We start from the raw sequence: 21,763 nt of genomic DNA, 5'->3' as shown, positions 1-21,763 counted from the left end.
CGCATCCCTGGCGGCCGTCCGGTGTCTTGGGACCATCGAACCGGTCGTCGGACCCGCGTTCGCCGCCACCGTTTCTCCGGAAGCCGCGCTGCTCTTGAAATTCCTCTTGACAGAGCGCGAACCTGATGGTATTTACAGGCCGTTCCGCGGCTTCCTATAACGATTCGTTGGAGGATCCTGATGAACAAGGCTGACCTGATCGAGAAGATTGCCAAAGACGCGCGCATCAGCAAGACGGCGGCCGGAAAGACCCTGGACTCATTGGTGGACGGTGTGACGAAGTCTCTGAAGAAGGGCGAGAGGGTGGCTCTCGTCGGATTCGGCACTTTCTCGGTGTCGAAGCGCAAGGCTCGGGTCGGCCGCAACCCGCAGACCGGAGAAGAGATTCAGATCAAGGCGCGCCGGGTGGCTCGGTTCCGTCCCGGCAAGGAGCTCGCCGGCGCCATCAAATAGGCGCTCCGAGAATCGGCAATGGAAAGGGCGGCTACGGCCGCCCTTTTCTTTTCCGCGAGGCGCCGGAGGGTCACTCGATCGAAAGGAGGAGCGCCCCCTTCTCGATCGTCTGGCCGGGCACCACTTCGAGCGCGGTCACTTTGCCCGTCTTGGGAGAAGGGACTTCGTTCTCCATCTTCATCGCTTCGACGACCACGAGCCCCTGACCCTGGCGGACCTCCTCTCCTTGCTTGACCTTGACGGCGACGACCTTCCCGGGCATGGCCGCTCGAATCTCCCTCTTCGCCCTCTCCTCCGGCGCGCCTTGGCGGGCCGCCGCGCGCTCGTGGGGTTCGAGGAACTCGACCGTGACGGGCGGTCCTCCCAGGTCCATGTGGCACGCCCCTCCCTCGCGCCACCAGCTGATCTCGAAGACCCGGCTTCCCACCCGCACCGTCAGGAGACGTCCGTGGCTTTCGAGAATCTCCGCTTCGAGGGACCGGCCGTCCAGCCGCCCTTCGTAGCCGGATCCCACAGAGCGAAGCTCGAGGCTCCGGCGCCTGCCGCCGAGGGTCGCCTCCAGTTTCATCCCAATCTCCAGGGATCCCGCGGAAAACCCCTTTCCCAGCCCGTGCCACGGCCCGCCCGAAGGCGGAAATCCGGCGCGGCAGCTGCCTCGAGCGAGCGCCTGCCCGCGGCGGTCGTCCGAAGATGCGCCGCCGCGACCAGGGCGGCGGCTTGGGCCTCGGCTTCAGGCTCCCGCTCGGGTTGGGCCAGAAGCCTACGGACATATCCTGTATCGATCCCGCCCGTCCGGAAGGCCGGATCGCCCATGACCCGGCGATGAAAAGCGAGCGTGGTGGGGATCCCGGCGATCCGAAACTCCGAGAGAGCTTGCGCCATCCTGCCGATCGCTTCCTCCCGGTTCCGGCCCGAGGCGATCAGTTTCGCGAGCAGGGAGTCATAGTGGAGCGAGACTTCGTCACCCTCGGTCACGCCGCTGTCCACGCGGACCCCCGGTCCCGAGGAAGGTCGGTAGAGCAGGATCTTCCCCGGCGAGGGACGGAAGTCCTGGGCCGGGTCCTCCGCTTGAATCCGGCATTCGAGCGCCCAGCCCCGCGGCCGGAGGGGCCGGGACGGGAGATCCAGCGGCGCGCCGGCGGCGATGCGAATCTGTGATTCGACGAGATCCACGCCGGTGACCGCCTCCGTGATGGGATGCTCCACCTGGAGGCGGGCGTTGATTTCCAGGAAGTAGAACCGGCCCCGGGCGTCGCGGATGAATTCCACCGTTCCCGCGTTCAGGTACCGGGCGGCCCGGCAGGCCTTTAGCGCGTACGAGCCGAGGCGGCGGCGGATCCTCTCGTCGACGACGGGCGAGGGGGTTTCCTCCACCAGCTTCTGGTGGCGGCGCTGGATCGAGCATTCGCGCTCCCCCAGCGAGACTCCCCTTCCCTGCCGATCCATCAGCACCTGGACCTCGATGTGACGCGATTCCTCGAGGTAACGCTCCGCGAACACCGTGCCGTCGCCGAAGGCGCTCAACGCCTCGCTCCGCGCGGCGGCGAAAGCATCGGCCAGCTCCTCCGGCGAGCGCACGATCCGCATGCCGCGTCCTCCGCCGCCGGCAGCCGCCTTGAGAAGGACGGGGTAGCCCGCGCGCTTCGCCCAGTCCCGGATCCGTGACACCGTCAGCCGGGATCCTGACAGTCCGGGGACCACCGGAACGCCGGCGGCGGCCATCCGCTTCCGGGCCGCGACCTTGTTCCCGAGCTTTCGCATCGCCGACGCGTCCGGGCCGATGAAGACGATTCCCGCATCGCTGCACGCCCGGGCGAATTCGGGATTCTCGGCCAGGAATCCGTAACCGGGATGGATGGCCTCGGCCCCCGACTGCCGCGCGGCCGACAGGACGGCCTCGATGTTCAAGTAGCTGCGCGCGGCCGGCGCCGGACCGATCGCCAGGGCCGCGTCCGCCATCCGGACGTGCAAGGCGTGACGGTCGGCCTCGGAGAAGACCGCGACGGGCGAGATTCCCAGGCGCCGGCAGGTTCGAATGACCCGCACCGCGATCTCGCCGCGATTGGCGATGAGGATCTTGCGGAACATCGGGGATTGCGAAGCGGGAGGCCGGGGCGCGCGGGCCATCAGAGAGGGATATTGCCGTGCTTGCGTGGCGGACCCTGTTCCCGTTTCGTGCCGAGCAGGGCCAGCCCGCGAATCAGCTTCCGGCGGGTGAGCCGCGGCTCGATGACTTCATCCACGAAGCCTCGCTGGGCGGCCACGTACGGATTGGCGAACTTCTCCCGGAACTCCTCGATCTTCTCGCGCCGGAACTTCTCAGCCTCTTTCGAGGCCTCCAGCTCGCGGCGATAGATGATGTTGACCGCCCCCTCGGGCCCCATCACCGCGATCTCGGCGGTGGGAAAGGCGAGGTTGAGGTCGGTTCGAATGTGCTTGCTGGCCATGACGCAATAGGCCCCGCCGTATGACTTGCGGGTGATGACCGTGATCTTGGGCACAGTCGCCTCCGCGAAGGCATAGAGCAGCTTGGCCCCGTGCCGGATGATTCCTCCGAACTCCTGGGCCGTGCCGGGAAGAAAACCGGGAACGTCCTCGAAGACGACGAGAGGGCTGTTGAACGCGTCGCAGAAACGGACGAAGCGCGCCCCCTTCACCGAGGCGTCGATGTCCAGTGTTCCGGCGAGGACCGCCGGCTGGTTCGCCACGATCCCGACCACCCGGCCGCCGAGGCGGCCGAACCCAACGATCAGGTTGCGGGCGAACCGGGCGTGCACCTCGAGGAGCTGCCCCCCGTCCACGACGCGCTGGATCAGGCCCTTCATGTCGTAGGGCTGGTTGGGGTTTTCGGGGACCATGTGATCCAGCTCGGGGTCCTCCCGGAGCGGATCGTCGCCGGTTTCCCGGTAGGGAGCGTCCGCCATGTTGTTGGAAGGGAGATACCCCAGCAGGTCCCGGATGAGCGCCAGACAGGCCTGATCGTCCGGCGCCGCGAAATGAGCCACTCCGCTCACTTCGTTGTGCGTCGCCGCGCCTCCCAGCTTCTCCTTCGTGACGTCTTCGTGCGTGACCGTGCGAATCACGTCCGGGCCGGTGATGAACATGTAGGAGGTTTTCTCCACCATCACGTTGAAATCGGTGATGGCCGGAGAATAGACCGCGCCCCCCGCGCAGGGGCCCATGATAGCCGAAATCTGCGGCACCACCCCCGACGCCAGGGTGTTCCTCAGGAAGATGTCGGCATAGCCGGCCAGGCTGACGACTCCTTCCTGGATGCGCGCCCCTCCCGAGTCGTTCAGCCCGACGATCGGCGCTCCCACCCGCATCGCCAGGTCCATGATCTTGCAGATCTTGGCGGCGTAGGTCTCCGAAAGCGATCCTCCGAACACCGTGAAGTCCTGGGCGAACAGGAGGATCGGCCGGCCGTCGACGAGCCCGTGGCCGGTGACCACGCCGTCTCCGGGAACGAGCGTCTTCTCCATCCCGAAGTCGAGGCAGCGGTGCGTGACGAACTTGTCGAATTCCTCGAAGCTGCCCGGATCCACGAGAAGGTCGACCCGCTCCCGGGCCGTGAGCTTCCCCTCCCGGTGCTGGCGGGCGGTACGCTCTTCGCCGCCGCCCGCTTCGGCCTCGCGGTCGCGGCGGCGCAACTCGTCGATACGGTGGGAGGACATCGGGATCCCCCGACGGGAAGGGACGGGCGCCGCGGCCGGAGCCGTGGCCCGGACGAGGCGTTCAGCCCTTGCGAGACGGCCGCGGCAGCTTCTGCCAATCCTCCAGGAACCGCTTCAGGCCGCTGTCGGTGAGAGGATGTCTCAGCAGCGCCTCGATCACCGCGAAGGGCATCGTCGCGATGTCGGCTCCCGCCATCGCCGCGTCCACGACATGGAGCGGATTCCGGATGCTCGCGGCCAGGACCTGCGTGGGGAACCGGTAATTGACGAAGATCGTCCGGATCTGCCGCACCAGGTCCATGCCCACCGAGCTGATGTCGTCCAGGCGGCCCACGAAGGGGCTCACGAACGTGGCCCCCGCCTTGGCCGCGATCAGCGCCTGAGGCGCCGAGAAGATCAGCGTCACGTTCACGGCGATGCCCTCGCCCGACAGCGTCTTGATCGCGGGGATGCCGTCGGGGATGCAGGGGATCTTGACGGTGATGTTCTTGGCGACCCGGGAAAGCTCCCGTCCCTCCTTCACCATTTCCTCGGTGGTCGTGCTAACCACCTCGGCGCTGACCGGCCCCGCCACGACCGAGCAGATTTCCCGGAGAATCTCGGTGAAATCGCGTCCTTCCTTGGCCACCAGCGAGGGGTTCGTGGTCACCCCGTCGAGGATTCCCCAGCTCGCCGCTTTCCGAATCTCCTGAATGTTTGCCGAATCGATGAAGAATTTCATGGTTCACTCCCGTCCCGGGCTGCCGGGACTATTCCGCTTCCTTTTCCACCACCTTGGCGACGGCCACGACGGAATCGCCCTCGTCCAGGTGGATGATGCGCACTCCCTGAGTGTCCCGCCCATGGACGCTGATGCCGCTCACCGCCATCCGAATCATCATCCCGAATTGCGTCACCACCATGATCTGGTCGTCGTCGGTCACGACGCTCACGGCGATGACGCTGCCTCCCTTGGGAATCGTCCGGATGTTGATGATTCCCATGCCGCCCCGTCCCTGGACCCGGTATTCGCTGACCGGGGTCCGCTTTCCCAGGCCCTTCTCGGTCACCGTCAAGACGTACCCGACTCCGCGGATGGCGTCCATCTCCACCAGGAAGTCCCCTTCCCGGAGCAACATCCCGCGGACGCCGTACGCGCCGCGGCCCATGGGGCGGACTTCCGTCTCCGGGAAGCGGATCGCCTTCCCGTGGTTGCTGGCCAGGAAGAGATCCGCCTTGCCGTCGGTGATCTTGGCGTCCAGGAGCGAGTCCCCCTCGTCGATCGACAGGGCGATGATTCCGCCGGAGCGGGGATGGGAGAAGGCCGACAGGGCGGTCTTCTTCACCGTCCCCCGCGTGGTCGTCAGCACTACGTAGCGGTCGTCGGGGAAGTTCTTCGTGGCGATGAGCGCCGCCATCTTCTCCCCTTCCGACATTCCGATGAAGTTGACCAGGGCCTTGCCCTTGGCCGCGACGCCGATCTGGGGGATCTCGTGGACCTTCAGCCAGTGCACCCGCCCCTTGTTCGTGAAAATCAGGAAATAGTCGTGGGTTGAGGCGATGAAAAGGTGCTCGACGAAGTCTTCGTCCCGGACGGTCATGCCGATCCGCCCCTTGCCGCCGCGCTGCTGGGAACGGTACACGACCAGCGGGCTTCGCTTGATGTACCCCGAGTGGGTGAGGGTCACCACCATCTCCTCCTCGGCGATGAGCTCCTCGACCGAGATTTCGTCGACCCGATCGATGATCTGGGTTCTCCGGCCGTCTCCGAAGGTCTTCCGAATCTCCTGGAGCTCCTCGATGATCAGCTCCTTGACCAGCCGATCGTTCCCCAGGATCTCCTTCAGGCGGGCAATGAGCTTCAGGGTCTCGGCGTACTCGTCGAGGACCTTCTGACGCTCCAGGCCGGTGAGCTTCTGCAGCCGCAGATCGAGAATCGCCTGGGCCTGCACGTCGGAGAGCTTGAAGCGAAGCCGCATCGCTTCTTTGGCCTCGCCCGGCGTCTTGGCCGCCCGGATCAGGGCGATCATCTCGTCGAGATGATCGAGGGCGATCTTGAGTCCCTCGAGGATGTGGGCCCTCTCCTCGGCCCGCTCCAGATCGAACCGGGTCCTCCGGACGATGACCTCGTGACGGTGCTCGATGAAGTGATCGATCAGCTCGCGGAGGTTCAGGACGCGCGGCTGGTTGTGCACGATCGCCAGGAAGATCACTCCGAAAGTCTCCTGCATCTGCGTGTACTTGAACAGGTTGTTCAGGATGACGTCGGCGATCTCCCCGCGCTTGAGATCGAGGACGACTCGAATCCCTTCGCGGTTCGACTCGTCCCGGATGTCGGCGATCCCCTCGATCCTCTTATCGGTGACGAGGGTCGCGATCTGCTCGACCAGCCTCGCCTTGTTGACCTGATAGGGAATCTCGGTGACGACGATGCGGGTCTTGCCCCCGCGGCCCTCCTCGATGTTCGCCCGGGCCCGCATCTGCAGGATCCCCCGGCCCGTCTTGTAGGCTTGGCGGATCCCCTCGCGGCCGCAGATGAATCCGGCGGTCGGAAAATCGGGGCCGGGAATCATCTGCATGAGCTCGTCGATGGTGATCTCCGGATTCTTGATCGTCGCGATGACGGCGTCGCTGACCTCGGTCAGATTGTGAGGCGGGATGTTCGTGGCCATGCCGACGGCGATTCCGGAGGACCCGTTCACCAGAAGGTTCGGGAAGCGGCTCGGCAGGACCAGTGGCTCGGTGAGCGAGGCGTCGTAATTCGGCCCGAGATCGACAGTGTTCTTCTCGATGTCCGCCAGCATCTCGTGGGCGAGCTTCGCCATCCGGATCTCGGTGTAGCGCATCGCGGCCGGCGGATCGCCGTCCACCGATCCGAAGTTCCCCTGCCCGTCGACGAGCGGATACCGCAGCGAGAACTCCTGCGCCATCCGGACGATCGTGTCGTAGACCGCCGCTTCGCCGTGCGGGTGGAACTTGCCGATGACGTCCCCCACGATACGGGCCGATTTCTTGTAGGGCTTGTCGTGGTCGTTCTTGAGCTCGTGCATCGCGTAGAGGGCCCGTCGATGCACCGGCTTGAAGCCGTCCCGGACGTCGGGCAGGGCCCGGCCGATGATGACCGACATGGCATAGTCCAGGTAGGACCTGCGCATCTCGTCCTCGATATTGACCGGGATCTTCTCGTCGGGGGACTGGGTGGTGGTGTCGTCCATGGGGATTAGACGTCCAGATTGCGGACGTCGAGCGCGTTCTCCTCGATGAATTTACGGCGGGGCTCGACCTGGTCGCCCATCAGGACGGTGAAGATCGAATCCGCCTCGACGGCGTCGGAGATGTTCACTTTCAGCAGCTTCCGGCTCTCCGGGTTCATGGTGGTCTCCCAGAGCTGTTCCGGGTTCATCTCTCCCAGCCCCTTGTACCGCTGGATGTGCAGTCCCTTCTTCCCTTCCTCCAGGAGATGCTCGAGGAGATGTCCCTTGGACTGGATGGCGTGCTCCTTGCCGTCCAGCGAGACGAGGAAAGGAGGCTTGCTCAACTCCACCATCTCCACGTCGAGCTGGCGGAGGTTCTTGTATTCGATGGAGGAAATCAGATCCCACGAGAGCGTCACCTGGGGAACCGCCCGTGCCTGGGTCCGATAGGTGAATTGGAAGAGATTGTGCTCTTCGTCCCGCTCGATCTCCTCGGCCGGCCGGCCGGACTTGACGATCCGCTGCCGGATCTTTTCCAGCGCCTCCCGGTCCTGGAACGTCGAGATTTCGCTGACGCCGGCTTCCAGGAGCATCTCGACCACCGGCTCTTCCAGCCCCTTCTTCGCCGTGAGTTCCATGAGGTGCTTGTATTCCGCCAGCCTCTCGAGCATGCGGCTGAGAGCCTTTCCTTTGATCTCGCCTTTGCCCGAGGCTCCGGAAACCTTGACCGTCACCTCTTCGGCCGCCTTCGTGATCAGATAGTGGTTCAGCTCCTTCTCGTTGGCGAGATAGGCCTCCTTCTTCCCTTTCTTCACCTTGAACAGCGGCGGCTGCGCGATGCACAGATGACCGCGCTCGATGATTTCCCTCATCTGACGGTAGAAAAAGGTCAGCAGAAGCGTCCGGATGTGGGCTCCGTCCACGTCGGCGTCGGTCATGATGATGACTTTGTGATACCGCAGCTTCGACACGTCGTAGTCGTCCTCGCCGATTCCCGTCCCGAGGGCGGTGATGATCGTGCGGATTTCCTGGCTGCCGAGCATCTTGTCGAACCGCGCCTTCTCCACGTTGAGGATCTTGCCGCGCAACGGAAGGATGGCCTGGTAGCGCCGATCGCGCCCCTGCTTGGCGGATCCGCCGGCCGAATCGCCCTCGACCAAGTAGAGCTCGGCCAGACCGGGATCGCGCTCCTGGCAATCGGCCAGCTTCCCGGGCAGCGACCAGGCGTCGAGCGCGCCTTTCCGGCGCGTCAAGTCCCGCGCCTTGCGAGCGGCCTCCCGGGCGCGGGCCGCCTCCATCGCCTTCTCGACGATCTTCCGCGTGACCGACGGGTTTTCCTCGAAGTGAGCCGAAAGGCGGTCGTTGACGAGCGTTTCGATGATCCCCTTGACCTCGCTGTTGCCCAGCTTCGTCTTGGTCTGCCCCTCGAATTGGGGGCGCGGAAGCTTGATCGAGAGGACCGCGGTCAGTCCTTCCCGGACGTCGTCGCCGGCGAGCGTGATCTTGTCCTTGTTGTTGAGACGATTGAGGTGATTGTTGATCGTGCGGGTGAGCGCCGACTTGAATCCGCTGAGGTGGCTCCCCCCCTCGTGGGTGTTGATCGAGTTGGCAAAGGTGAAAATGTTCTCGTTGTAGCCGTCGTTGTATTGCAGGGCGATCTCGGCGATGACCGAATCCTTCTCCCCTTTCAGGTAGATGGGATCCGAATGGATGCAAGTCTTGTTCTTGTTGAGGTGCGAGACGAAGGAGACGATGCCCCCCTGATAGTTGAAGGTGTGTTTCTTCTCGCTTCCTTCGTCGTCGATGGCGATCTCGACGCCCTCGTTCAGGAACGCCAGCTCTCTGAGACGCTGCGAAAGGAGGTCGAAGGAGAAACGGACGTCCTCGAATATCTCCTTGTCGGGCTTGAAGGTAATCTTGGTCCCGCGGCGCTTCGTCGTGCCGGTCTGGCGGAACTCGCCGGGCTTCCCCCGCTCGTAGCGCTGCTGGTAGACCTTGCCGCTTCGCCAGATCTCCAGCTCCAGGAACTCGGATAGGGCGTTGACGACGGAAACGCCCACGCCGTGCAGCCCGCCCGAAACCTTGTAGGTTTCATTGTCGAACTTTCCGCCGGCGTGAAGCTTCGTCATGACCACTTCCGCGGCGGGCCGCTTCTCCTGCTGGTGTTCCTCGACTGGAATCCCTCGCCCGTTGTCAATCACGGTGACCGAATGGTCGATGTGGATGGTGACGCTGATCTGATTGCAGAAACCGGCGAGGGATTCATCGATGCTGTTGTCGACGACTTCGTAGATGAGCTGGTGCAGGCCCTCGACGGAAGTGTTGCCGATGTACATGGAAGGACGCTTCCGGACCGCCTCCAGTCCCTCCAGGACCTTGATGTTGCTGGCGTCGTAGCGATCCTCGGTCCCGACTTTTCGGATCTGCTGCTCCATGTCCTCTTCCTGCTCCCCGCGACTCACTGGATTGGCCGCGACCGTGGAAACTTGCATGGGTCATACGCGGAGCGGTGGGTTGAGTCGCGCTCGAACATCAAGATGCTTTCCGCCTCGTCCGGGCCCGAGCCGGCAAACGATTGGAGGGCAGAATCACCCGGAAAGCTCGATTGTGGGCGCCCTTGACAAACTTATTGTTTACTTTAACTTGCGAGAGCTATCGGCGCTCTCCCCGTTTCTTCCTACGGCGGGGAGACGCCCCCTCGGAAACGACGTAATTTTAACACACGCAGAAGGATGCCACAAGGAGGGAAAAACGAGGAAAACAGCGGCCCCGCTTCAGATTCGCATCGGCATGACGACGTAGCGGTAGTCCCATTCCGGGGCCGTCAGAGGAGTCATCATGCCCTGCGTCTGCTCGTCCTTCAGATGCAGCGAAATCTTTTCGTCGCCCACGGCGCCGAGGAAATCGAGAAGGTACCGGGCGTTGAACCCGATCTCCATCTCCGCGCCGCGGTATCCGACTTCGATGTTTTCGCGGGCTTCCCCCATCTCCGGGTTGCTCGAGGAGATTTCGATCCTCCCGGGCTGGAGCGCGATCTTGACGGCCCGGGATCGTTCGTTGGAAAGCAGAGACACTCTTCGCACCGCGTCGGTGAAATGCTGCACGTTCAGCTCGAGAATCTTGTCGTTCTCCTTGGGAATGACCTTCTCATAAGCCGGGAAAACCCCCTCGACGGTGTTCGAGGCCAGGGTGACCCGATCGGTCCTCCAAAAGGCGCGATTCTCGTGGACCCCGAAGAGGATCTCCTCCGCGCCTTCCCAGTCGATGCGGGAGATCTCCGCCAGCGTCTTTCTCGGCACGATGACGCGGATCTCCTTTTCGACGGGCTTCCGGGCCGCCTTCCCCTTGATGCAGGCGAGCCGGTGGCCGTCGGTCGCCACCAGGGTCAGGCCCTCCGGACCGAGGAGGACGAGGATTCCCTGGAGCGGATAACGGGTGTCGTCGGAGGTCGTGGCGAACAGGACCTTGCCCACCATCGCCTTGAGCGTCTTCAAATCGATCGGCACGGCGCGGGTGAAGTCGTAGGAAGGGAGGGAGGGGAACTCGTCCTTCGGCATGCCGACGATTCGGAACCTGGAACGCGCGCAGGTGAGCTGCACCCAGTGGTTGTCCTCGACCCGGAACTTGACGTCGTCCTCGGGCAGGAGCCGGACGATTTCGAAGATCTTCTTCGAGGAAAGCGTGATCGCCCCGGGCGCGGAGACCTTCGCCCGCGTGGACGTGCGGATTCCCAGCTCCAGATCCGTGGCGACCAGCTCGAGCTCGTCCTTATTCGCCGAAAGGAACGTGTTGGAGAGGATCGGAATGGTGTTCTTCTTCTCCACGACGCCCTGCAGGCGCTGGAGCTCTTTCAAAAGATCCTCCCGCCGGACCGTGAACTCCATGGCTGCTCCTCAAAGGTTTTCTTGATATATCACAAAACCAGTAGTTCTTGTAGTGCCTGTGCACGGCGCTCCGATCTTCGGATCTCGCATGCTCCAAGAGGCTTGGGCCGGCCGCGGCCGGGGGGCAGCCTGTGGAAGAACCGATCCAAACCTGAGGATTTCCCGGAGTCCTTCCGGCTTCGCGGTTTTCAACAGGAAATTCTCCGCCGCTTTCGCACAATGCGCTCGAACTCATTCGAACGATTCCATGAAGCTCTTGAGGAGCCTGTCGAAATCCTTGTCGGTCTCGCGCCGGGCGTTGATCTTCCGGATCGCGTGAATCACCGTCGAATGGTGCTTTCCTCCGAAGATCTGGCCGATGGCGGGCAAGGAGCTGTCGGTGAGCTGCTTGCACAGATACATCGCCACCTGCCGCGGAAAGGAGATGGAGTGGGCGTTGTTCTTCGACTTGAGGTCCGCCGGCTTGATCTTGAAGTAGTTCGCGACGAGCTTCTGGATCGCTTCCGCCGTCACGCCGCGATTCTTGTCCTCGAGAAGGTCCTTGAGGGTCTCCTTGGCCATTTCCAGATCGATGCGCCGGCCCGTCAGGGAGGAGAAAGCGACGAGGCGCACGAGGGATCCCTCGAGCTCGCGGATGTTCGACTTGATCTTGCTGGAGATGAAGAACGCGACGTCCTGGGGCAGCTCGACCCTTTCGGCCTCCGCTTTCTTGCGGAGAATGGCGATCTTCGTCTCCAGGTCCGGCGGCTGGATGTCGGCCATGAGCCCCCACTCGAAACGGGAGCGCAGGCGCTCTTCGAGCGTCGGAATCTGGCGCGGAGGGCAGTCGGACGTGATCACGATCTGTTTCTGCGACTCGTACAGCGCGTTGAAGGTGTGAAAGAACTCCTCTTGGGTCCTTTCCTTGCCCGCCAGGAACTGGATGTCGTCGATCAACAGAAGATCGATGTTCCGATACTTTTCCTTGAAGTCCAGGGTCTTCTCGAAGCGGATCGCATTGATGAGTTCATTCATGAAGTTCTCGGTCGAAAGGTATCGTTGCCGCAGCTCGGGACGGTGCTTCGCCAGGTGATTTCCGACCGCGTGCATGAGGTGGGTCTTTCCGAGGCCGACGCCGCCATAGATGTAAAGCGGGTTGTAGTTCATGGATGGCTGCTCGGCGATGGCCTTGGCGGCGGCGTGCGCGAACTGGTTCGAGGAGCTCACGACGAAGTTGTCGAAAGTGTACCGGAGAGTCAGACCCGACGCGCCGGCGGGGGCCGCGGAGGGGGGCCGGCGGCGCAGGAAACGCTCGGCGGGGGCCGGCGGCGGCTCGCTCGCCTCCTGGCGGGCCTTGAACAGGATAGCGAGATCCCCCGGGCGGATCTCGCTGATCGTTTCACGGATGACCGGAAGGAAATGGCTGCTGATCCATTCGGCGAAGACGACGTTCGGGACTTCGACCTCCAAGGTCCCGTCCGTGAGCGAGACTTGCAGAGTCGGTTTCAACCACGTGTCGAAGCTCTGGCTGTTGACCTTCGGCTCGACTCTTTCCAGTACCTGTTCCCAGAGTTTCATGGCTTTCCACCCTACGCGGGACTGGTTACGGGATAAACACTGGGGAAGATGTTGTCATCACTCGACCTAGCGCGGGGTCTTCGGAAGTTCTCAACAAGTTTTCCACAGTTGTGGAAAACAGCGGGCGTCCCAAAGCCTTTCGATGGAGCATGTTATGGATATCCCGCCGAGGCTGCGAACACACTTATGTCAACCGGATCCCCCGTACCGCTACGGGTGGTGGTGCGTCGGGGGACGGACAAAAATATTGTAACGAACGCGTGACGGAGCCGAGCCTCGATGATTTTAAGCAAGACGAATCCCCATTCGAGTACCCTCTCGAAAAGCGGCCTCGAAGAGAAATGCCCGTCGCGTGTTGCGCGATGGGGGCCTCATCAATTGTGGATCGATTGCTGTGGCGGCGCACTATAGCATACGGAATATTCGATCACGCAAGAAAATTTCTCGACGTCGCGCGACGCGTGCCATCCCGCTGTCTTGACAGGCGTCTCGCCGGTCGGGTAGCATCCGAATTTCGAGCAAAGCTTACGATTCAGCCAGCGCGCGGGAGAATGCATGAAGCGCACCTTTCAGCCCAACAATCGGCGTCGCAAGAAAACTCACGGCTTTCTCAAGCGCATGAGCACTCAGGACGGCCGCGAAGTTTTGAAGCGCCGCCGGCGGAAGGGACGGAAAAGGCTGGCAGTTTGACCTCCCGCCAGAGTTTCACGGCGGCCGACCGCATCCGGAAGCGCAGCGAATACCAGCGGATTTACGATCAGGGCCGGAAGATTTCCTCTCGAAGCTTCACCCTCTTCCTCCTGGAAAACGATCTTGACCGGCCCCGGCTCGGCATCACGGTGACGCGCCGGATCGGAGGAGCCGTCCAGCGCAACCGGGTGAAACGCCTTTGCCGCGAGTGGTTCAGGAAAGTGCGCGTGGAACTGCCACCCGTCGACATCGTGATCAACGCCAAGGGAGGGATTCACCGGCAGAGCCTGGAATCCCTTTCCAGGGAGCTGGATGGCAGGGTTCGCCGGTTCGCTGAGCCGGAGGCGCGCCCATGAGGGCGGGGGAAAAGGCGGCGATCGCGATACTGCGAATCTATCGCCGGCTCCTCTCCCCTCTGCTTCCGTCGGCGTGCCGGTTCATCCCCACCTGCTCCGAGTACGCGGAGCAGGCGATTCAGCGGTACGGGCTTTGGCGGGGCGGCTGGCTGGCGATTCGGCGCCTGGCCAGCTGCCATCCGTTTCACAAAAGCGGATTCGATCCCCTCAGATGACAAAAGGCCGATCCTAATTCGATGGACTTCAAACGACTGCTTCTCGCCTCCGCGCTCTCTCTTGGAGTGATCGTCCTCTGGAACGTCTACCTCTTCCCTCCCGCGCCGCCCCGGCCTCCGGCCGGTCCGGTCACCGCGTCGAAAGCCCCGGCGGTCCCATCGGAGACCTCACCCGCGACTCCGGTCGCTCCCCCCGACACGAGCCCCGGCGCGCCCCCTCCCTCCCCGTCCTCGTCGCCCATCGTGGCGCGCGCGGAAGCGGCGCGGCCTGAGGAGAAAACGATCGAGACGGCTCTGTACCGTGTCCGAGTGAGCAATCAAGGCGCGGTGATCACGGCATGGCAGCTCAAGAGCTACTCGGACGATCAGAGGAAGCCACTGGATCTGGTGAGTCCAGGCTCCGCCAAGGTGAAGCGCTTCCCCCTGGGGCTCGAGTTCGCCGACTCCCAGCTCACCGAAAAGCTCGGCTCCGCCTTGTTCGAGATGGACACGGGGCCCGGAGAAACGGCCGCGGAGACGCGCGTCGCCCTCCACTACTCGGACGGGGCCGGAATCGACGTCACGAAGACCCTTCGGTTCGTCCAGGATTCCTACGTCGTCCGCCTCGAAATCCACGCCCGGCGCAACGGGGCTCCGCTGGAAGGCTACCTCATCTGGGGCGCGGGGCTGGGTCCCGACGAGGGCCTGGCCTCGAACAGCCATAACCGCGCGGAGGTCGTGCGAGCGGTCGTTCGACGGGACGGAGCCATCGTTCGCCTTCCCCGCGAGTCCTTGAAAGGGAAACCGGTCCTGGCGCAGCCGGGAGGCGTGCTATGGGCGGGACTGGAGGATCATTACTTCGCCGGAATCCTCATCCCCGAGGGAGGCGCGGCGGGCACCGTGGTCCGGGCCCACCAGATTCTCGAAGAGGGGCGGGAGAAGAACTTTCTTTCGCTCGGTCTCGCACTTCCGCCGGACGGCCAGCTGAGCCTGTTCGTAGGCCCCAAGGACTACAATCTCCTCGCCAGCCTGAAGCTCGGGATCGAGGGAATCGTCGACTTCGGCTTTTTCGGATCGATCGCTCACGCCCTCTTCTTCCTGCTTCAGCACATCAACCGCTACACGGGGAACTGGGGATGGTCGATCATCCTTCTCACCTTCTTCATCAGGCTGGCCTTCTTTCCCCTGACCCAGAAGGCCTCGGTGTCGATGCGTCACACGCAGGAGAAGATGAAGAAGATCCAGCCGCGGCTGCAGGCGATCAAGGATCGTTACCGCAAGATGAAGAAGGACGTCGGCAGCCGGCAGAAAATGAACGAGGAGATGATGGCTCTCTACAGCAAGGAGGGGGTCAACCCCGTCGCCGGGATGACGGGATGTCTGCCGCTCCTGCTGCAGCTTCCGATCCTCTGGGGTTTCTACAATCTCCTGAACAGCGCCATCGAGCTCCGGCACGCCCCGTTCCTCTTCTGGATCACCGATCTGTCCAAGAAGGACCCGTATTATGTGACCCCGATCGTCATGGGGATCACGATGCTTATCCAGCAAGTGATGACGGGAAGCGCCATCCCGGATGCCGCGCAGCGCCGGATCATGATGCTCATGCCGGTCATGTTCACCTGGTTCTTCAAGGACCTGCCCAGCGGGCTGGTGCTATACTGGCTCGTCAATAACATTCTGGCCATCGGACAGCAGTACCTGATCAATGCCCAAGTGGAGCGGGAGATCTCCGCCAAGAAAGTGCCTGCCCGTGGATGACCATACCGATCCCGAGAGCGAAGGACGCGAGGAGTTCGAGGGGGAAGACCTGGAGCAGGCTCTCTCACACGCCAGCGCCTCGCTCGGCATCCCGCGCGAGAATCTCGATTACGAAGTACTGCAGGAAGGACGGCGTGGATTTCTCGGCGTCGGCACGCGCGGCGTACGAATCCGGGTTGCCTTGCCGGAAACGGGGAAGGTGGCGGACAGAGAGGGAAGCGGGGGAGAGGGAGGTGAGAATACCGGGGAATCCGACCTCGCACGGATCAATCGATTTCTCGAGAGATTCGTGCGCGACTCGCCGTTCGAGGTCGATTTCCAGGTCGTTGAGGATCAGGACCAGATAAGGATCGAGCTGCAGGGAAAGGACTGTGACCTCTTCCTGGCGCGCCGCGGGGAGGGGCTCAACGCTCTTCAGGTCCTTCTCGGCCGCATCGCCGCCCATGCCGGGTCGACCCGCGCCATCTTCCTCGATTGCGGCGACTTTCGAAAAGGGCGCGAGGAAGAGCTCGCCGAGATAGCCCACCTGACGGCTGAAAAGGTGAAAAAGCTCGGAGAGCCGCAAACCTTGAGTCCCATGAACCCCTACGACCGGCGCCTCGTCCATCTGGCCCTCAAGGACGATCCGGCCCTCGAGACCCGCAGTGAAGGAGAGGGCTTTATCAAGTCGATCACGATTTTCCCCCGCCCCCGCTGATCCTTCCCCTCTAACCCTTCACCATCGAACGAATCCATGCTCGCCTGCTTTCGCTGGGCTCCAGGAATCGTTAGGATGATCTCGACCGCCTGACCGCTCGCGCGTAGAGTATAGCTAACTTATTAATAATAAAATAGTTAATGAGATAATTTGAAATCTAAGGTGGAGACGGGTTTTGACGACGAGCTGCAGAGGCAAGCAGCCGCTCGAGGTATCTCTCTGTCCGCAAACCAAATGCAGGCGTTGGGCATTCATTATTCCCTGTTAAAGATGTGGGGAAGTCGGATGAACCTGACGGCGATTCGAGAGCCGTCGGAAGTGATACGCCGGCATTTTCTCGAGAGTCTACTGGCGGGAGACTTGCTACGACGGTTCGGAGCGACCGGAAAACTGCTGGATCTTGGATCGGGAAACGGCTTCCCCGCCGGCCCCATTCATATCATTCACCCTGAGGCCGATCCCATCGTTCTCGTCGAAGCGTCGCGGAAGAAAGCCGCCTTTCTCAGGGCGCTGCTGCGCGAGGAAGGGTGGAAAAGCTCGCGGGTCGAAGTGCGGCGAGCGCAATCGGGGAAGGAGCTTCATGATTTGAGCTGCGACATCTTCACGATTCGGGCTGTGAATCCATTTCCATTTGTTGCTGAAGGACTCCCCTTCTTGAACGAAGGAGGAAGCGCCTTGCTTTTCATGAGCCGCGCGCGCCTTGATGCCGGAGTTTCCCCGCTGCCGCATAAGCTGTCGGTCATCGCCGAAGAAACCTTGCAGGGACAAGAGCCAGGGCTCCTGCTTCTGCGCAAGGGCTAGGGCTGCTTTTACCTGCCGGCCACCGAAGACGTGCTCCCAAACGGCCAAGCCTCTCGGATCGGTGGTCGAGTGTTTCACGTGAAACATTTTTGAGCCCGACTCCTCGGCCGGTCGTCTTGTGAAGTGTGGTAGTCTTACGCCCCCGGTCGTCGTGGAGTCGCTTTTCATTCATGTCGCGCGTCATCGCAATCGTCAATCAGAAGGGGGGGGTCGGGAAAACGACCACCGCGATCAACCTGGCGGCCGGACTCGCTATCGCCGAGCGCAAGGTCCTGCTGGTGGACGCCGACCCTCAAGGCAGCTCGACCAAGGGCATCGGTCTCAAAGCAGACGGGAATGGCGGCAACCTCTATGGGGCGCTCGTCGGCCGCCACCCTCTCGAGCAGACTTTGCTGGCAACCGAGCTGGACCACTTGATGGTCGTGCCGGCGAACCGGGATCTCGGAGGAGCGGAGATCGAGCTGACCGACCATGAGCGGCGCGAGTTCAGGCTACAGGAAGCGCTGGGTCCGATCCGGGGGAGATTCGATTATATCCTCTTGGATGCGCCCCCTTCGCTGGGGCTCCTGACCTTGAATGCGCTGGTGGCTGCCGACTCCTTGTTGATTCCAGTGCAGTGCGAGTACCTGGCTCTCGAGGGAGTGTCCGAGCTCGTCAACACCCTGAATCGCATCCGCGCCGCCCTCAATCCTCGTCTTGCCATCGAAGGTGTCCTGCTCACGATGTACGACGACCGTACCAACCTCTCCCGGCAGGTGGTCGAAGAGATCCGGGCGTTCTTCAAGGAAAAAGTCTTCGAGACGATCGTTCCCAGGAACGTCCGCCTGGGAGAGGCGCCGAGTTTCGGGAAGCCGATCATGCTCTACGACGTGCGCAGCAAAGGGTCGGAGGCCTACCTAAACCTAGCGAGGGAAATCATCAGCCATGAACGGCAAGCGGAAGGCGCTCGGTAGAGGACTGAGCTCGCTGATCCCGGAGCCTCCTGTGGTGGAACCACGCGAAGGGCTCCGAATGGTCGACGTCGACCGGGTCATTCCCAATCGCTTTCAGCCGCGGTCGCGATTCGAAGACCTCGAAGGCCTTGCGACGTCGATCAAGGAGAATGGAATCATCCAACCAATCATCGTCACTGAAAGCGATGGAGAATACCAGCTGGTTGCCGGGGAGCGTCGTTGGCGCGCCGCCCAAATGGCTGGGATCACGAGAATTCCAGCCATCCTCAGGAACGTCACCGACGACCGGAGGCTGGAGTTGGCTCTCGTCGAGAACATCCAGCGCCAGGAATTGAACCCTCTCGAGGAAGCCAGGGCCTACAACCTGCTCCTCTCGGAGCTCCAGCTGACCCAGGAAGAGGTTGCCCGCCGCGTCGGCAAGGATCGCACAACTATAGCTAACCAATTGAGACTACTGAAGTTAGACGAGAAAGTTCAGGAGATGGTCGCCGCCGGCCTCCTGGATGGCGGTCATGGGCGCGCGCTGCTTTCGCTGAAAGACGGTCCGACCCAGATCCGCGCCGCGGAAAAGGTGATCCACGAGATGCTCTCGGTGCGCGAGACGGAGGATCTCGTCAAGAAGCTCTCGGACGATTCGCCGGCTCTGCCCAAGAGCCTCATCACGCGGGATCCGAACGTGCAGGCGGCCGAGGAGCGACTGACCCGCTCTCTGGGCACGAAGGTGCGAATCACTTCGGGCAGGAAGAAAGGGACGGGCAAGATCGAGATCGATTACTATTCCGAGGACGAGCTGGATCGACTCTTCAGCCTGTTGTCCGCGCGCAGCCACTGAGATCGGGCGACCCACATCATTCCGCCGGGCGGCTTTGTCGGGGAGACCGGAACATGAGAGAGACGAGGGCGAACCAGGACGACATCAGCGGCTTTCTGGGAGAGGGGACCGTCATCAGTGGCGAAATTCGCTTCCCCGACATCCTCCGCATCGACGGCAAAGTGACCGGCAAGCTCTATTCCGAGAAGGAGCTCGTGGTCGGAGAGACCGGTGAGGTCGAGGCCGAGATCGAAGTGGGTGTCCTCTCGGTGAGCGGCAGGGTGACCGGGACCCTGCGCATCAAGGAGAGGATCACCATCCATCCGCGAGGTCACGTCCAGGGGGAGCTCGTGATGGACAAGCCCGGGCTGATCGTCGAGGAAGGCGGAGTCTTCGAAGGGACCATCAGCATGAACACCGCCCGGAGACACGAGCTCAAGGAAGTCAAAGGCGGCGGGGGCCTTCCCGAGTCCTGATCCACCCGCCACGCCACCGCGCCGCTGCGGTTGACTCTTCATTGACGTCGTGCTATTTAAGTCGCTCTTTTCTCACCGGCGGAAGGGCCCGATCCGGCCTTCCCATCGCGGGAGGCCCGCCTGGGATCGGTCCAGATCGACTGCCCCGCCCAATCTGCGCGCCGATTTGTGTGCGATGACGAGGCCGACGAACGACGATGCAGAGCACCTTGTCCGCCCGCTATGCGAGGGCCCTGGCTGATGCGATTCGCGCGAAATCGAATCTGGAAGGCACCGCCGGGGAGTTGGAACGGATCGCGCGCCTCTTCGGAGAGTCGAGGCCCTTGCGCGACTTCCTGCTGAATCCCGGTTTCCCGGCCGCCGCGAAGAGCCAGGCTTTCGAGACGATCGCGCAAAAGTCGGGGCTCAGCGCTCCCGTCGCGCGGCTGATTCAGATCCTGCTCCAGAAAGGGAGGGTGGATCTCCTGCCGGAGATCAGCGCCGCATTCCGGCGGATCGAGGAGCAGTCCTCGAACCGCGTCTCGGTGGAAGTCACGACCGCTGTTCCCCTGGAGGAGGCCCTGAAAGAAAGGCTCGCGGGAACGCTGGCGAAATTCACCGGCAAGACGGTCCGGCTCGAAACCCGGGTGGATCCGGCCGTCCTCGGGGGCGCGCGGACCCGTATCGGGTCGGTCCTGTACGACGGCACGGTGGCGGCGCGGCTGAGAAGGCTGAAAGAGCAGCTCATCGGAGAGAGGTGAATGGAGATCAAGGCGGACGAGATCAGCAAGATCATCCGGCGGCAAATCGAGGGCTTCGAGGTCGACATCGATCAGAGCGAAGTGGGCACCGTCGTCTCGGTCGGCGACGGGATCGCCCGGATCTACGGGCTCGATCGGGCGATGGCGGGGGAGTTGCTCGAGCTTCCCCACGGCGTCTACGGCATCGCGCTGAACCTCGAGGAGGACAGCGTGGGCGCCGTGCTTCTCGGCGAGACGACGCACATCAAGGAAGGCGATCAAGTCCGGCGCACCTCGAAGCTGATGCAGGTCCCCGTCGGGGACGCGGTGGTGGGACGCGTCGTGAACGCCCTCGGCCAGCCCGTCGACGGCAAAGGACCCATTCCCTCCGACCTGAGCATGCCGATCGAGCGCCTGGCTCCCGGCGTCGTGGATCGCCGCGGGGTCAAGGAGCCGCTTCAGACGGGACTGAAGGCGATCGACGCCATGATTCCCATCGGACGGGGACAGCGCGAGCTGATCATCGGGGACCGGCAGACGGGAAAGACGGCCGTCGCCCTGGACACGATCATCAACCAGAAAGGGACCGGCGTCCTCTGCATCTACGTCGCCATCGGACAGAAGAAATCGACCGTGGCGCAGGTAGTCCGGACGCTGGAGGAGTACGGCGCCCTGGGACACACCGTCGTCGTCTCCGCCTCCGCCTCCGAGCCGGCCACCATGCAGTACATCGCCCCTTACTCCGGCTGCGCGATGGGCGAGTATTTCCGCGACCGGGGCAAACATGCCCTGGTGATCTACGACGATCTCTCCAAGCACGCCGCGGCGTACCGTGAGATTTCCCTTCTCCTACGGCGTCCCCCCGGCCGCGAGGCGTTTCCCGGCGACGTCTTCTACCTCCACTCCCGGCTGCTGGAGAGGGCCGCGAAGCTCAACGACAAGCTGGGAGGCGGCTCCCTGACGGCGCTGCCGATCATCGAGACGCAGGCGGGCGACATTTCGGCCTACATCCCCACGAACGTGATCTCGATCACCGACGGCCAGATCTTCCTCGAGTCGGATCTCTTCTATTCGGGGGTCCGTCCCGCCGTCAACGTCGGGCTCTCCGTTTCGCGCGTCGGCGGCAACGCCCAGGTGAAGGCGATGAAGCAGGTGGCCGGGACGCTGCGGCTCGACCTGGCCCAGTTCCGGGAGCTGGCCGCTTTCGCCCAGTTCGGAAGCGATCTCGACAAGGCCACCCGGGCCCAGCTGTCCCGGGGCGAGCGGCTGGTGGAGATTCTCAAGCAGGGGCAGTATTCGCCCCTGCCCGTCGAGAAGCAGATCATCATCGTCTTCGCGGCCATCAACGGGTTCCTGGACGGAATCGAAGTCTCGCTGGCGCGGGAGTTCGAGAAGGGGCTCTATCAGTATCTGGACACCGCCGGCGCCGCCACGCAGCGCAAGCTTTGCGAGCGGAAAGCCCTCGACGAGGAGATTCGCGGGGAGCTCAAGGCGCTCCTGGAGCAGTTCCGGGAGGCGTTCGTCGCCCAGCATTCCGCCGTCGCGGCCGGCGCCTAGGGCGGCGCGA

Annotated in this window: 20 protein-coding genes; 12 read left to right on the top strand and 8 right to left on the bottom strand. The window is 63.0% G+C overall.

The genetic code is table 11. The annotated features are described in order from the left end of the window. The first annotated feature begins 180 nt into the window (after nt 1-180). Nucleotides 181-453, top strand: a complete 273-nt coding sequence (locus VGR67_00830; GenBank protein ID HEV8334946.1) for an HU family DNA-binding protein — start codon at nt 181-183, stop codon at nt 451-453. 70 nt (nt 454-523) lie between these two features. On the opposite strand, the gene VGR67_00825 is transcribed toward VGR67_00830, so the two are convergent. The 8 genes from VGR67_00825 to dnaA form a co-directional block, all read right to left on the bottom strand. Further along, nucleotides 524-1,021, bottom strand: coding sequence for a biotin/lipoyl-containing protein (locus tag VGR67_00825; protein ID HEV8334945.1), 498 nt, complete (start codon nt 1,019-1,021; stop codon nt 524-526). Further along, complete coding sequence (locus VGR67_00820) at nt 1,018-2,541, bottom strand: acetyl-CoA carboxylase biotin carboxylase subunit (GenBank protein ID HEV8334944.1); 1,524 nt, start codon at nt 2,539-2,541, stop codon at nt 1,018-1,020. Before VGR67_00820 ends, VGR67_00825 begins: the two co-directional genes overlap by 4 nt. A 38-nt stretch (nt 2,542-2,579) precedes the next feature. Then, nucleotides 2,580-4,127 (bottom strand): acyl-CoA carboxylase subunit beta, encoded by a 1,548-nt coding sequence (locus VGR67_00815; protein ID HEV8334943.1) that lies wholly within the window; start codon nt 4,125-4,127, stop codon nt 2,580-2,582. A 61-nt stretch (nt 4,128-4,188) separates the two neighbouring features. Beyond that, a complete protein-coding gene (gene fsa / locus VGR67_00810) occupies nt 4,189-4,848 on the bottom strand; it encodes a fructose-6-phosphate aldolase (GenBank protein ID HEV8334942.1) in 660 nt (219 codons plus the stop codon). Nucleotides 4,849-4,876: 28 nt separating this feature from the next. Beyond that, nucleotides 4,877-7,321: a DNA gyrase subunit A gene (gene gyrA / locus VGR67_00805; GenBank protein HEV8334941.1), complete on the bottom strand. Its 2,445-nt coding sequence runs from the start codon at nt 7,319-7,321 to the stop codon at nt 4,877-4,879. A 5-nt stretch (nt 7,322-7,326) separates the two neighbouring features. Next, nucleotides 7,327-9,735, bottom strand: a complete 2,409-nt coding sequence (gene gyrB, locus VGR67_00800) for a DNA topoisomerase (ATP-hydrolyzing) subunit B (GenBank protein HEV8334940.1) — start codon at nt 9,733-9,735, stop codon at nt 7,327-7,329. Between the two features lie 339 nt (nt 9,736-10,074). Continuing rightward, a complete protein-coding gene (gene dnaN / locus VGR67_00795) occupies nt 10,075-11,184 on the bottom strand; it encodes a DNA polymerase III subunit beta (protein HEV8334939.1) in 1,110 nt (369 codons plus the stop codon). Between the two features lie 231 nt (nt 11,185-11,415). Then, nucleotides 11,416-12,741, bottom strand: a complete 1,326-nt coding sequence (dnaA, locus tag VGR67_00790) for a chromosomal replication initiator protein DnaA (protein HEV8334938.1) — start codon at nt 12,739-12,741, stop codon at nt 11,416-11,418. Nucleotides 12,742-13,296: 555 nt separating this feature from the next. Between dnaA and rpmH the strand changes: the two genes are divergently transcribed. The 11 genes from rpmH to atpA all read left to right on the top strand — a co-directional run bounded on the left by rpmH (nt 13,297) and on the right by atpA (nt 21,753). Then, complete coding sequence (gene rpmH / locus VGR67_00785) at nt 13,297-13,431, top strand: 50S ribosomal protein L34 (protein ID HEV8334937.1); 135 nt, start codon at nt 13,297-13,299, stop codon at nt 13,429-13,431. Then, entirely contained in the window at nt 13,428-13,787 is a 360-nt protein-coding gene (gene rnpA, locus VGR67_00780; GenBank protein HEV8334936.1) for a ribonuclease P protein component, read from the top strand. The genes rpmH and rnpA overlap by 4 nt, the downstream gene beginning before the upstream one ends. Next, the gene (gene yidD / locus VGR67_00775; protein ID HEV8334935.1) at nt 13,784-14,002 is read left to right on the top strand and encodes a membrane protein insertion efficiency factor YidD; all 219 of its coding nucleotides are present in this window, start codon (nt 13,784-13,786) and stop codon (nt 14,000-14,002) included. Before rnpA ends, yidD begins: the two co-directional genes overlap by 4 nt. Before the next feature lie 21 nt (nt 14,003-14,023). Continuing rightward, nucleotides 14,024-15,739 carry a membrane protein insertase YidC gene (gene yidC, locus VGR67_00770; GenBank protein HEV8334934.1) on the top strand — a complete coding sequence of 572 codons (1,716 nt, stop codon included), beginning with the start codon at nt 14,024-14,026 and terminating at the stop codon, nt 15,737-15,739. After that, nucleotides 15,732-16,436, top strand: a complete 705-nt coding sequence (locus VGR67_00765; GenBank protein ID HEV8334933.1) for a R3H domain-containing nucleic acid-binding protein — start codon at nt 15,732-15,734, stop codon at nt 16,434-16,436. Before yidC ends, VGR67_00765 begins: the two co-directional genes overlap by 8 nt. A gap of 234 nt (nt 16,437-16,670) precedes the next feature. Next, nucleotides 16,671-17,237: an RsmG family class I SAM-dependent methyltransferase gene (locus tag VGR67_00760; protein HEV8334932.1), complete on the top strand. Its 567-nt coding sequence runs from the start codon at nt 16,671-16,673 to the stop codon at nt 17,235-17,237. Nucleotides 17,238-17,407: 170 nt separating this feature from the next. Then, on the top strand, nt 17,408-18,190 hold the full coding sequence (locus VGR67_00755; GenBank protein ID HEV8334931.1) for a ParA family protein: 783 nt from the start codon (nt 17,408-17,410) through the stop codon (nt 18,188-18,190). 34 nt (nt 18,191-18,224) lie between these two features. Beyond that, nucleotides 18,225-19,022, top strand: coding sequence for a ParB/RepB/Spo0J family partition protein (locus VGR67_00750; protein ID HEV8334930.1), 798 nt, complete (start codon nt 18,225-18,227; stop codon nt 19,020-19,022). Nucleotides 19,023-19,075: 53 nt separating this feature from the next. Beyond that, the gene (locus VGR67_00745; GenBank protein HEV8334929.1) at nt 19,076-19,477 is read left to right on the top strand and encodes a polymer-forming cytoskeletal protein; all 402 of its coding nucleotides are present in this window, start codon (nt 19,076-19,078) and stop codon (nt 19,475-19,477) included. A gap of 197 nt (nt 19,478-19,674) precedes the next feature. Continuing rightward, the gene (gene atpH / locus VGR67_00740; GenBank protein HEV8334928.1) at nt 19,675-20,217 is read left to right on the top strand and encodes an ATP synthase F1 subunit delta; all 543 of its coding nucleotides are present in this window, start codon (nt 19,675-19,677) and stop codon (nt 20,215-20,217) included. Beyond that, nucleotides 20,218-21,753 (top strand): F0F1 ATP synthase subunit alpha, encoded by a 1,536-nt coding sequence (gene atpA / locus VGR67_00735; protein HEV8334927.1) that lies wholly within the window; start codon nt 20,218-20,220, stop codon nt 21,751-21,753. It begins immediately after the preceding gene. Nucleotides 21,754-21,763: the final 10 nt, after the last annotated feature.

The sequence above is a fragment of the Candidatus Polarisedimenticolia bacterium genome, assembly GCA_036004685.1.
In the GTDB taxonomy this organism is placed as follows: domain Bacteria; phylum Acidobacteriota; class Polarisedimenticolia; order Gp22-AA2; family AA152; genus DASYRE01.
The sequence above is the reverse complement of the archived record's forward strand: the minus strand, read 5'-3'. Positions and strand labels throughout refer to the sequence as shown.

What these genes read in the sequence shown, in the direction of transcription:
- VGR67_00830 (HEV8334946.1), top strand. Translation starts at nt 181, where the DNA reads ATGAACAAGGCTGACCTGATCGAGAAGATTGCCAAAGACGCGCGCATC.
- VGR67_00825 (HEV8334945.1), bottom strand. Translation starts at nt 1,021, where the DNA reads ATGAAACTGGAGGCGACCCTCGGCGGCAGGCGCCGGAGCCTCGAGCTT.
- VGR67_00820 (HEV8334944.1), bottom strand. Translation starts at nt 2,541, where the DNA reads ATGTTCCGCAAGATCCTCATCGCCAATCGCGGCGAGATCGCGGTGCGG.
- VGR67_00815 (HEV8334943.1), bottom strand. Translation starts at nt 4,127, where the DNA reads ATGTCCTCCCACCGTATCGACGAGTTGCGCCGCCGCGACCGCGAGGCC.
- fsa (HEV8334942.1), bottom strand. Translation starts at nt 4,848, where the DNA reads ATGAAATTCTTCATCGATTCGGCAAACATTCAGGAGATTCGGAAAGCG.
- gyrA (HEV8334941.1), bottom strand. Translation starts at nt 7,321, where the DNA reads ATGGACGACACCACCACCCAGTCCCCCGACGAGAAGATCCCGGTCAAT.
- gyrB (HEV8334940.1), bottom strand. Translation starts at nt 9,735, where the DNA reads ATGGAGCAGCAGATCCGAAAAGTCGGGACCGAGGATCGCTACGACGCC.
- dnaN (HEV8334939.1), bottom strand. Translation starts at nt 11,184, where the DNA reads ATGGAGTTCACGGTCCGGCGGGAGGATCTTTTGAAAGAGCTCCAGCGC.
- dnaA (HEV8334938.1), bottom strand. Translation starts at nt 12,741, where the DNA reads ATGAAACTCTGGGAACAGGTACTGGAAAGAGTCGAGCCGAAGGTCAAC.
- rpmH (HEV8334937.1), top strand. Translation starts at nt 13,297, where the DNA reads ATGAAGCGCACCTTTCAGCCCAACAATCGGCGTCGCAAGAAAACTCAC.
- yidD (HEV8334935.1), top strand. Translation starts at nt 13,784, where the DNA reads ATGAGGGCGGGGGAAAAGGCGGCGATCGCGATACTGCGAATCTATCGC.
- yidC (HEV8334934.1), top strand. Translation starts at nt 14,024, where the DNA reads ATGGACTTCAAACGACTGCTTCTCGCCTCCGCGCTCTCTCTTGGAGTG.
- VGR67_00760 (HEV8334932.1), top strand. Translation starts at nt 16,671, where the DNA reads ATGCAGGCGTTGGGCATTCATTATTCCCTGTTAAAGATGTGGGGAAGT.
- VGR67_00755 (HEV8334931.1), top strand. Translation starts at nt 17,408, where the DNA reads ATGTCGCGCGTCATCGCAATCGTCAATCAGAAGGGGGGGGTCGGGAAA.
- VGR67_00745 (HEV8334929.1), top strand. Translation starts at nt 19,076, where the DNA reads ATGAGAGAGACGAGGGCGAACCAGGACGACATCAGCGGCTTTCTGGGA.
- atpH (HEV8334928.1), top strand. Translation starts at nt 19,675, where the DNA reads ATGCAGAGCACCTTGTCCGCCCGCTATGCGAGGGCCCTGGCTGATGCG.
- atpA (HEV8334927.1), top strand. Translation starts at nt 20,218, where the DNA reads ATGGAGATCAAGGCGGACGAGATCAGCAAGATCATCCGGCGGCAAATC.